The sequence below is a fragment of the Arthrobacter sp. 05T442 genome (genome assembly GCF_056395945.1).
This window is the reverse complement of sequence record NZ_JBFTKM010000060.1, coordinates 1-489: the sequence shown is the minus strand read 5'-3', so window position 1 is coordinate 489 and position 489 is coordinate 1. Positions and strand designations below refer to the sequence as shown.

Here is a 489-nt window from a genome sequence, read left to right as displayed (position 1 = left end):
CGAAAGTTGGTAACACCCGAAGCCGGTGGCCTAACCCCTTGTGGGAGGGAGCTGTCGAAGGTGGGACTGGCGATTGGGACTAAGTCGTAACAAGGTAGCCGTACCGGAAGGTGCGGCTGGATCACCTCCTTTCTAAGGAGCACCTACAAGTCCCTTGCCCCGTGTATGCGGGTGTGGMGGGKTTGTCAGGAGTACGCCCGTTGCGCAGACGATTGTTCTGCGGCGGGTGCTCACGGGTGGAATATCAGCAAATAGGTGCCTGGCGGCACGTGCCGGCAGCTAGTACGGTTCCCTTCTTTGAGAAGGGTTCCTGGAACGCTCGCCGGAATGAACCGCCGGGTAGTGTTTGGCACACTGTTGGGTCCTGAGGCAACAGGACCATGGCGCGGTTTCGTGTTCTTCTTTCGGGAGGGGTGCGGGGTTGTGGTGTGGGTTTTGTTTGTTTCTGGTTTCCTGGCTGCACCGATCATGGACGTATCGGCCCTTGCG

At 58.9% G+C, this 489-nt stretch carries 1 rRNA gene; it reads left to right on the top strand.

Annotation, left to right across the window (positions count from 1 at the left end):
- A 16S ribosomal RNA gene (locus AC1DES_RS19175) occupies window positions 1-132 on the top strand; the annotation flags it as partial.
- Window positions 133-489: the final 357 nt, after the last annotated feature.